A 10,765-nucleotide genomic window follows, 5' to 3' on the forward strand; every position below is an offset into this window, starting at 1 on the left:
GAAGTCTACGGGCTGTCTAGGGGGCTCTCTCCTCGGCGTGCTCCAGTCCGGCGCGTTCGAGGTCCGCGTGTTCGAGCAGGAACGGCACGATCGCCCGCTCCAGCAGGGCGCGCTCCCAGACCTCGCGGGCCCGGCGCACCCGGGGATCGCGGTCCGTGGGGTCGTCGCCGTCGTCGTGGCGGGTCCGGGCGCGGGCCGCCAGGAGCCAGGCGAGGTCCCCGAGGGCCGCTCCCGCCGTCACGACGGCCGCGATCACCCCCGACATCACGAGCCCATCGCCGATGTGCGGGCGCACGGCGAAGGCCCGCAGCCCGAAGCCGCACAGCAGGAACACTCCCGTGGCCGCGGCTCCGAGGCTCGGCACCAGGACCGCAAGCGCCGGCAGCAGTCTTTTTTGCATACGATCGTCGCCGTCCCCCTCCGGCCTGTCACGGTGGGCTGCCGCGGCCCGCAGTGCGAGGTAGTGGTGGTACTCGTCGGCGGCGATCCCGGCGAGGCGGTCGCGCGCCTCCAGCGCCCGCGTGCGCAGCCGCTCGCGCGCCGCTCCCGCATCGGTGGCGCCGATCGCAGCCGCGATCCCCGGATGGCCGAGGGCTCGGTCCACCATGCGTTCGAAGATCGGACCGCCCGCTGGTGACGGCTCCTCGGACTCTCGCACAGATCCCCCGATCGGCGCACAACGGGCCGGCCGATACCGACCGGCGGACGGACGAGCCAAACCCTACAACATGTAGGACCTCCGGCAGGGGCAGTGTGTGCAGACCGCACATTCCCCGGGGCGGCGGCCGGCTCGGGCATGCGGTCAGTGCTCCTCGGCCGGCTCGGCGTCCAGGCCGGTGCACGCCAGCTTGCCGTCCACCTTGGCGCACGCCTCCACGTCGTCGGGTGACGTCACGGCGAGCATGGGGCTCGCCGAGCCGCCGGAACCGTTTCCCGGATACGCCGCGGAGAGCACGTCCCGCCCCTTGCGGACGGAGATGACGCGGGCGTCGGAGGCGTCCGCGTCGACCTCGGCCCATGCGGTGCCGCAGGTCGCGGAGTACTCGAGGCGCACCGCATAGGAGGTGTCGCGGACCTTGCTCTTGGTCTGCGCGTCCCGGTCGCAGGCGGACACGTCGGGCAGCTGCCCCTGGCAGGCGTCGCCCCGGCACCGGGGCGAGGCCGCGGCGAGCCGTCCGCCCGGCGCACCGGAGCGGTCGGAGGCGAGGAGGGCGACTGCCACCGCGGTGACCGTGACGATCAGCGCGACCGCCGAAAGCGGCAGCCGGCGCGGCCGGACGGTCCGCGGCGGGGGGCCGTCGTACGGCGGCGTGTCCGCCGGCGGCGGGCGGTCGGCCGCCTCCCACAGGGTCAGCGCGGGTGCGGGGTCGGCGCCGGCGAGTGCGGCGAGCGCCTCGACCGCCGAACGAGGGGGCCGTTGGGCGCCGGTGAGATAGCGGTGCCAGGCGGACTTGCTGTACGGGGTGCGCGCGGCGAGGGCCGCGAGGCTGAGACCGGTGCGCTCCTTCAGATCGCGCAGCGTGGTCACGAACGCCTCGTCCGTCTGTGCGGGCGGTGCGGGCGATGCGGCCGAGGGGCCGCAGGGCGCCGCCGTGCGTGCCGCGCCGGCCTTCACGGTCTGGATCCTTGGGGCTGTCGCATGACCTGTCCCTCAACACCTAATCCTATTTGGGCGGTTCGCCCTGGTTGTCGAGATGTGTTCCCGGGGGTGCGGTGCCGCCACACATCGGCACCGGTATGAGAAATGCGAAACGGGAGCCGGGGCGGAGCACACCGACGGCCTGCCCGGTCACGTGGTGACCGGGCAGGCCGCCCCTTGGAGGGGAGAGCGGTCGCGGTGTCAGCACCAGGGCAGGGCGCCCCGCGTGCGGACGTAGTGGGCGGAGACGTAGCCCTGGTTGCCCGAGAGCTTGTACCAGCGCCGGTTGCCGAAGACGTACGAGCCGTTCTTCTTGCAGACCAGTACGAGGCGGCCGTTGACGTGCGCGTGGCCGACGACGCGGTAGCGGAAGCCGGGACCGGAGCGGACGTTCAGCCTGACGTGGCGCGTGGCGACGTGTCCCACGAGGCGGACGGGGCGCCGGTGGTGGACCACGCGCGTGACGTGGCGGGTGTGGCGGGCGGGGTGGGAGCACCGTGTGGAGCGGTGCGCGCGGTGCCGGGCCGGGATGTGCCGGGCCGGGGCGGGGAGCAGGATGTGCGGGCGGTGCGGAACCGTCCGCACGACCGGCGCCGAGGTGGGCCGGCCGCCGTCGGCGGCGACGGCGGCCGTGGGCACCAGCGCGAACATCGCGACCGCGGCCACCAGGCCGCTCTGCAGTGTCCGGCGAATCATGGGAACCTCCGTGCTGACGATGCCGATCACGGTCTGCGTGATCTCATGTCGCCCAGCGTTTCCGTGCGGACGGCCGGGGATTCCGTCCCGTTGTGCCAGGGACAGGGGAAAACGTCCCGTGGGACGACCGGCGGCGGCGAGCCACCGGAGCGCGGGCCGCACACGACGGCGCACGGCAGGCGCGTGGGGCCTGCGCGGCGCAGGCGTGGCGACGTACGGATGTTCGGAGGTGAGTGGACGTGTGGACGTGCGGACGTGCGGAGCGGACGGTCCCGCCCCACGCGCGGGGCGGGACCGTCGTCGGGCTGCCGGGTTGACCCGTCGTCGAACTACCGGGTCGGGGCCGTCGTCGGGCTGCCGAGTTGGGTCCGTCGCCGAACTACCGGGTCGGGACCGTCGTCGGGCTACCGAGTTGGGACCATCGTTGAACTACCGGGTCGGTGTGCCGTGCGGGGCCGGGGCGTACCCGGCGGGGCGGTTGGTGAAGGTCCCCCGGCCCTGGGTGCGGCTGCGCAGGCGGGTCGCGTAGCCGAACAGCTCGGCCAGCGGCACCGTTGAACAATCCGCTGCGCATACCGGCCAGTTGGCGCAGGGTGATCCCGTCGCCGCCCGGTACGCCGTCGACGTACTTCCCGATCGGGTCGTCCAGGGCCACCCTGCCCCGATCGACCAGCTGGAGCAGCGCGGTCACGGTGAACGTCTTGGTCTCGCTGCCGATCCGCAGGTACAGGTCCGGCGACATCCGCCGACCGCTGCTCCGGTCGGCGACGCCGAACGACCGTACGTAGCTGCCCTGGTGGGCGTCCACAGCCCCACGGTCACGCCGGGCACGTGCGCCTCCCCTCATGACCCGCCGAACGGCCTCGTCGAGTTGCCGTGTCACGGCGGGGGCGAGGTCCCGGACCCCGCCCGAGGCCGACGGCGTAGGCGGTTCGGCAGCGGTGACGGTCACGACGGGCGACCGGCCCGCTCCGAGCGCGGTACCGCCCGCCGCCGGCACGACGAGCACGTCGAGAGCTTGTTGCCCATGGTCGCGTTGAACTTCAGCGCCTCCCTCATGGAGGCCCCGGACGCCGTGCTGGAAGAGGTCTTCGTAGTCCAGCCCCTGTTCCAGGTGCTGCCGCACCAGGGAATGCACGAGCCGCTGGTTGTGCAGGACCACGCAGTCCCGCGCGCGGACTCTGATGTCGTCCCGCGGCAGGGCGCTCAGCGTCTCCTGGTCAGGTTCCCCATCCACGCGGTCGACGCCGCCCCTCAGGAGCACACTGAGTCCTACCTCCTCCTCGGCCGTGAGCAGGTACTCCTCGGGTCGGCGACGAAAGCGGTCCTCATGCAGGAGCACCCGGGCCGCGGCCATGGCAGCGCCAAGGCCGGTGTCCGTGGGCGCGGCTGACGGGGAGGACGCGTGGAGCGGCTGGCCTTCCGTGCCGTCAGGCCGCTTTTCGGCGTCTGGTTTCCCGACCGACAGAGGCTCCCGCACCTTGGCCGTCTCCCTAAGGGCTACTGCCTCACGCGCATTGAGCCCGGCCAGTCGGACGCCCCCTTCCAGGACCCGAGTCGTCACATACCCCTCTGCGTCCGCGTACCTCTCGAGGAGCGGCAAGACGGGAGCGAGTCGAGCGAACACATTTTCCCCACGCTTTGATGCAACCTTTTCCACATCGGGACGGTCGATGTGTGCATGCACCATCGACTTCCGGACGAGCGCGCCCAGCGTGGCGAGCTCCTCACGCAGCCGCTCCCGCTCGACGTCGCGAGCCCGAGCCGCTGCACGTGCGCCGCGAACACCCCGTCCGGCACCACACCGTCAAGGGAAGCGCACCGAAGGCGAGTCAGCAGCTCGGCCGGCGCGGCTCTCGTCACGGGCGCGCCCTGGGCGTCGGCCGCCGGATGCCGCATTTCGTCCACCCCCCAACCCAACTACACGGGTGGAGCGTAGAGCTGACTCGTTAACACTGTCAACGGATTGAACCTCTATGAAAGATGACCCCTCTCGTGTACGGTACGCGGGACCGCACTGCGCACTGTGACACCACATGAGCGAAGCGGCGTCAGGTGCAGGGGGCAAGTCCCTGGGGGGACGGCGAGATGAGCGCAGAGGAGAGCCCGTGAGCCGAGAGCTGATCGATGGCAGGTTCCGCATCGGACAGGTCATCGGCAAGGGCAACATGGGGGAGGTGCATCGGGCCGAGGACCTCCAGGCCCCGGAGGGCAGCGCCGAACGCCCGGTCGCCGTGAAGACGATCCTTCGCCGCCGTACGGGTGGCCTGATCGACACCGGCGCGGACAGCAAGGCCGTGGAGCGCTTCGCACGCGAGGTGCGCATCATGCGCCGCCTCGAGCACCCGAACCTCACACGCCTCATAGCCGGTGGAATCAGTGCGGACGGCGGACTGCCCTACCTGGCCATGGAGTTCCTGGACGGCGAGACACTGCGCGACCTCATCGAGGAGGAGCGCCAACTGCCCATCTCCTGGGTGGCAGCGATCGGCGCCCAGATAGCCGACGGCCTGAGCGCGGCCCACGCGGCCGACGTGGTGCACCGCGACCTGAAGCCCGCGAACGTCATGCTGACCCGGGGCGGCACAGTCAAGGTGCTCGACTTCGGCATGGGCCGTATCGTCGACGACCCGGACGAGGCACGGCTGACCAGCACCGGCGTCAGCGTCGGCACCGCCCGATACATGGCGCCCGAGCAGTTCGAGGCCCGCCAGGTGACTCAGGCCGCCGACCTGTACGCCCTCGGATGTGTGCTGTACGAAATGCTGGTCGGCGTACCGCCCTTCGTCAGCGAGTCGCCGTTCGAACTCGCCCGCAAGCACCTCGAGACCGAGCCGACGCCGCTCGGCGTCATCCGGGGGGAGATTCCCTCCGAACTGATCCGTCTCGTCGGCCGGCTGCTCGCCAAGGACCCCGCCGACCGCCCGGCGAGCGCGGCCGACGTCCACGACGCCCTGTATCCGCTGGCCGTAGGCGACGGCGACACGCCGCGACTTCCCCACTGGAGCGCTCTCGACCCGACTCGGCCCCTGGCCGCCATGGCCGCCCGCATCGTCCCCCCGCCGTCCTCGCCGTCGCCGCGACCGGCGCCCGTCACCGCCTCCGGCACGGCGATGGACGTGTTCGGTGTTCACCGCGCTCTCATCAAGGACTACCGCGACTTCACCGAGGGCGGCACCGTCATCCGTGACGACCGCGTCGCCGCGTTCGTGGAGAAGGACCTCGACGACAAGTCGCAGTGGCCGGATCCATGGCTGTCGCTCAACCCGTTCTTCCAGAGCGGCGGCACCGTCGCGGAACTCGTCGGGGAGAAGGTCCTCCACCCGGAGTGCGCCCGCATCTTCCAGGCCGGCAAGACGGAGGGCGGCACCGTCCCGGACGGGCGGCCGCTCACCCTCCACCGCCACCAGCGCGAGGCCATCGACGCCGCCGCGCACGGTGCCTCGTACGTGCTGACCACCGGAACCGGTTCCGGTAAGTCGCTGTCGTACATCGTTCCGATCGTGAACCGCGTCCTTCATGAGCGGGACTCCGAAGGTTCGAAAGCAGTCAAGCGGGTTCGCGCCATCATCGTGTACCCCATGAACGCTCTGGCGAACAGTCAGCTCAAGGAACTGGAGAAGTACCTTCGCGACGGCTACGGCCAGGACCATGAGCCGGTCACTTTCGCCCGCTACACGGGCCAGGAGGATGACGAGAAGCGCAAGGAGATCCGCGACAACCCGCCGGACATCCTGCTCACCAACTACGTGATGCTGGAGCTGATGCTGACCCGGCCCGCCGACCGGGCGAGCCTCATCAAGATGGCCAAGGGCCTGGAGTTCCTGGTCTTCGACGAACTGCACACCTACCGCGGACGGCAGGGCGCCGACGTGGCCCTGCTGATCCGCCGGGTCCGCGAGGCCTGTCAGGCACCCGACGTGCAGTGCATCGGCACCTCGGCGACCATGTCGACCGAGGGCACCGTCGAGGACCAGAAGAAGGTGGTCGCCGACGTGGCGAGCCGGCTGTTCGGCACGACGGTCAGCCCTGAGCACGTGATCGGCGAGACGCTCGTACGCGCCACGGACGAGGCTCCCGACACCGTCCCCGCCGAGCGCCTGACCTCACCGGCGCCGCCGCGCGCGTACGACGATCTGGTGCGCGACCCGCTGGCCCGCTGGATCGAGACGCGGTTCGGTCTCGCCACGGACGAGGACACGGGCCGTCTGGTGCGCCGCCGCCCCACGAAGATCGAGGTCGCGGCAAGCGAACTGGCGGAGCAGTCGGGTGTGGCCAAGGATGATTGCGCGAGGGCCATCGAGGCGACTCTGGAGGCCGGCTCGCAAGCCCGGCACCCGGTCACCAACCGTCCTCTGTTCGCCTTCCGTCTGCACCAGTTCCTCTCCAAGGGCGACACCGTGTACGTCACCCTGGAGGACAAGCTCTCCCGCCATCTCACCCGCTCCTACCAGCTGGAGCAGCCGGGCAGCGGCGGCAAGCTGCTGATGCCGCTGGCGTTCTGCCGCGAGTGCGGCCAGGAGTACCTGACCGTCTGGCGCACCGAGAAGGACGGCGAGGTTCGCTACGAGGCCCGCCGGGACACCTCCGCCACGGGCGGACGCCAGGGCGACGGCTACCTGTTCATCGACCAGGAGCGGCCCTGGCCGTCCAGCGTCCAGTACGCCGTCGACGACCGCCGGCTGCCCGAGTCCTGGCTGGAGCTGGACGACAGGGACCAGGAGGTGGTCAGGAAGACGTACCGCGACCGTGTGCCGCGCGCGGTCACCGTGGACCCGCTCGGCTACGAGGGCCGGGGCGAGCTGCAGGCCGCGTTCATCCCGTCGCCGTTCCTGTTCTGCCTGCACTGCGGTGTGGCCTACGAGCAGACGCGCGGCCGGGACTTCGCCAAGCTGGCGACGCTGGACCAGGAGGGCCGTTCCTCGGCGACCTCCCTCATCTCGGCCTCGGTGGTGCGGTCCCTGAAGTCGGTGCCGGAGGAGGCCCTCGACAAGGAGGCCCGCAAGTTCCTGACCTTCGTCGACAACCGCCAGGACGCCTCGCTCCAGGCCGGTCACTTCAACGACTTCGTGCAGATCACCCAGTTGCGCGGGGCGCTGTACCGGGCCGCCCTGGACGCGGGCGAGGACGGCCTCACCCATGAGGAGCTGGCCTCTGCGGTGACGAACGCGCTCGGTATCAGCCCCATGGACTACACCGGCGAGGCCGACCAGCCCCCGACGCTCGCCAAGTCGGCGGCCAAGACACTGCGCGACGTGGTCGCCTTCCGGCTCTACCTGGACCTGGAGCGCGGCTGGCGCATCACTATGCCCAACCTGGAGCAGACCGGTCTGCTGGAGATCGACTACGCGGACTTGCGCTGGGTCGCGGACAAGCAGGACCGCTGGGCGCACACCCACGCGGCGCTGCGGGACGCCGACCCGGCGCTGCGGGCCGAGATCATGAAGGTGCTGCTCAACGAGATGCGCCGCTCGCTCGCCATCGACGTGTCGTACTTCCGGGACGACTTCGACGCGTTGCAGCGGGCGAGCGAGGAGCGGCTGGTGGACCCGTGGGTGCTGTCGGCCTCCGATCGGCCCAGCGTCGGCACCGCCTACCCACGTCCTTCGGGCCGGGGACTGGACCGCTCGGGCCTGTTCCTCTCGGCGCGCGGCAAGTTCGGCAAGTACCTCAAGCGCGCCGACGCCTCGTTCAAGAAGCTCTCCCCCGACGATCTGCAGCTCCTCATCGCGGAACTGCTGAAGGTGCTGGCCGCCAACGGCCTGGTGAAGGAGGTGGCGGAGGCGCCGCAGCGCGCGGGCCGTTACCGCAGGCCGACGACGCCGGCCACGACCGGTTACCGGGTGGCGGCCCAGTCGCTGATCTGGCGCGCCGGCAAGGGCGAGACGGGCACGCACGACCCGCTGACCCGCACCTACCCCAGTGGCGACGGCCCGCGCGTGAACACCTTCTTCCGGGACCTGTACCAGGAGGCGGCGAGCGCGCTGTCCGGGCTGTTCGCCCGCGAGCACACCGCCCAGGTCGCCCCGGAGGAACGGGAGCGGCGCGAGGAGGCGTTCCGCAAGGCGGAGCTGAAGCTGCTCTACTGCTCCCCCACGATGGAACTGGGCGTCGACATCTCCTCCCTCAACGCGGTGATGATGCGCAATGTGCCGCCGACGCCCGCCAACTACGCCCAGCGTTCCGGTCGCGCGGGCCGCAGCGGCCAGCCCGCGCTGGTGACGACGTACTGCGCGACGGGCAACAGCCACGACCAGTACTACTTCCGCCGCTCGGAGCGGATGGTGGCGGGCGCGGTGGCCCCGCCGCGTCTGGACCTCGCCAACGAGGACCTGGTCCTCTCCCACCTGCAGGGCATATGGATCGCCGAGGCCGGCCTGAAGCTGGGCCGCGCGATACCCGAGGTCCTGGACGTGTCGCACCCGGACACCGGCGACCGCCCGAACCCGGCCCTGAAGCTGCTCCCCGACATCCTCGACGCCTCCCTGGACGAGACCGCGCAGCACCGCACGGTGGACGCGGCCCTGCGGGTGCTCGGCCCGCTTCTGCCCGACTTCGCCGACACCACGTGGTGGCACGACGACTGGATCCAGGACCGGGTCCGCACGGTGCCGGAGCGCTTCGACCGGGCCTTCGACCGGTGGCGGCAGCTGTTCCGCGCGGCGCTCGACGACCAGTACATCCAGAACAAGCGGCGTCTGGACTACAGCCTCACCGAGAGCGACCGCAACCGGGCCAACGCCCGCCGTCGTGAGGCGGAGACTCAGCTCAACCTGCTGATGAACGAGAGCGTCGACAGCAAGTCGGTCCTCTCCGACTTCAACCCCTACCGCTACCTCGCCTCCGAGGGTTTCCTGCCCGGCTACAGCTTCCCGCGCCTGCCCCTGGCCGCCTACATCCCGACGATCGGCCGCCGCCGGGGCGACGGCGACTACCTCCAGCGTCCCCGCTTCCTCGCCATCCGCGAGTTCGGGCCCGGCGCGCTCATCTACCACGAGGGCGCCCGCTACCAGGTGACCCGCATCCAGCTGCCGCCGGACTCCTCCGGCGACCTGGCGACCAGCGAGGCCCGCCGCTGCGCACAGTGCGGCTACCACCACGACCCGGCGGAGCGGCAGGACCGCTGCCACATGTGCGACGAACCGCTGGGCGCTGCCACGCACGGCCTGCTGCAACTGCACACCGTGTACACGACGCGCCGGGAGCGGATCTCCTCCGACGAGGAGGAGCGCCGCCGGGCGGGCTTCCGCCTGGAGATGTCGTACCGCTTCCAGGACCACGGCGCCCGCAAGGGCCGCCTCAACGCCTCCGTCGCGGACGCCACGGGCGCGTCGCTGGCCGATCTGGCGTACGGCGACTCGGCGACCGTCCGCATCACCAACCTCGGCCGGGTGCGGGCCAAGAAGGACGAGCCCGCGGGCTACTGGCTCGACCTCGCCGACGGCCGCTGGATGAACGACAAGGACGCCGCGGAGGCCTCCGGCGACTCCAGCGAGCTGCCGGTGGTCGACGAGGACGGCAAGGAGCGGCGCCGCAAGAAGCGGGTCATCCCGTACGTGGAGGACCGCCGCAACATCCTCGTCATCACCCTCGACGAGGCCCTGCCGGAGCCCGAGGCGCTGTCCCTGATGTACGCGCTGGAGCGGGGCATCGAGGCCGCGTTCGAGCTGGAGGACGCCGAGCTGTCCAGTGAGCTGCTGCCGCCGGACGGCGGACCGCGCAACCGGTTCCTGTTCATGGAGGCCGCCGAGGGCGGCGCGGGCGTGCTGCGCCGCCTCCAGGCGGAGCCGGATGCCCTGGCGAAGGCGGCCCGGTACGCCCTGTCGATCTGCCATTTCGACGAGGACGGCACCGACCTGGGCGGCCCGCACCCGGACCGCCCCTGCGCCCTGGGCTGCTACGAGTGCCTGCTGACGTACGGCAATCAGCTCGACCACGCGCTGATCAACCGCCACTCGGCGCGGCACCTGCTGGTCCGGTTCGGCTCGACGAGGGCGGAGCGCGAGTCGCGCGGCGAGTCGCGGTCGGAGCAGTACCGGCGGCTGCTCGACCAGACCCCGGCGGCACCGGCGGCGGTCGAGGCCTCGGTCGCCGCCGAACTGGCCGCGCGCGGTGACTTCCTGGGCTGGGCGAAGGCGCGGGGACTGCACCTGCCGGACGAGGCGGGACCCTTCCTCACCGAGGCGAACGCGATGCCCGACTTCGTGTACCGGCTCCCGGGCGGAAACGTGGCCGTCTTCGTCGACACCCCCGGCAAGGAGCAGGACACCTTCCGGGACGAGGACGCCGAGGACCGCCTCTTCAACGCCAGTTGGGACGTCGTCCGCTTCCCGCACGATGCCGACTGGGACGCCATCGCCACGGACAACGCCCGCTACTTCGGCACGCCGACCGCCAACTGACGACCGGCTTCTCCTGAGGACTCGAAAA

Annotated in this window: 5 protein-coding genes and 2 pseudogenes; 2 read left to right on the forward strand and 5 right to left on the reverse strand. The window is 71.3% G+C overall.

The genetic code is table 11. From position 1 onward, the window contains the following. Positions 1–16 precede the first annotated feature (16 nt). The 5 genes and pseudogenes from AB0N14_RS27985 to AB0N14_RS28005 all read right to left on the reverse strand — a co-directional run. Positions 17–607, reverse strand: a complete 591-nt coding sequence (locus AB0N14_RS27985) for a hypothetical protein (protein ID WP_366028482.1) — start codon at positions 605–607, stop codon at positions 17–19. A 195-nt stretch (positions 608–802) separates the two neighbouring features. Beyond that, positions 803–1,615 carry a DUF2690 domain-containing protein gene (locus AB0N14_RS27990; protein ID WP_366028483.1) on the reverse strand — a complete coding sequence of 271 codons (813 nt, stop codon included), beginning with the start codon at positions 1,613–1,615 and terminating at the stop codon, positions 803–805. A 225-nt stretch (positions 1,616–1,840) separates the two neighbouring features. Continuing rightward, positions 1,841–2,335 carry an SH3 domain-containing protein gene (locus AB0N14_RS27995; protein WP_366028484.1) on the reverse strand — a complete coding sequence of 165 codons (495 nt, stop codon included), beginning with the start codon at positions 2,333–2,335 and terminating at the stop codon, positions 1,841–1,843. Between the two features lie 429 nt (positions 2,336–2,764). Beyond that, positions 2,765–2,893: pseudogene (locus tag AB0N14_RS28000) on the reverse strand (hypothetical protein); the annotation flags it as partial. Next, a pseudogene (locus AB0N14_RS28005) lies at positions 2,889–3,335 on the reverse strand (serine hydrolase domain-containing protein); the annotation flags it as partial. The pseudogenes AB0N14_RS28005 and AB0N14_RS28000, both read right to left, overlap by 5 nt. 27 nt (positions 3,336–3,362) lie before the next feature. Here AB0N14_RS28005 and AB0N14_RS28010 point away from each other — a divergent pair. After that, entirely contained in the window at positions 3,363–3,728 is a 366-nt protein-coding gene (locus AB0N14_RS28010; RefSeq protein WP_366028485.1) for a hypothetical protein, read from the forward strand. A gap of 715 nt (positions 3,729–4,443) precedes the next feature. Beyond that, positions 4,444–10,737: a protein kinase gene (locus tag AB0N14_RS28015; protein ID WP_366028486.1), complete on the forward strand. Its 6,294-nt coding sequence runs from the start codon at positions 4,444–4,446 to the stop codon at positions 10,735–10,737. Positions 10,738–10,765 lie beyond the last annotated feature (28 nt).

It is taken from the genome of Streptomyces sp. NPDC051104 (assembly GCF_040682835.1).
Lineage (GTDB): Bacteria > Actinomycetota > Actinomycetes > Streptomycetales > Streptomycetaceae > Streptomyces > Streptomyces cynarae.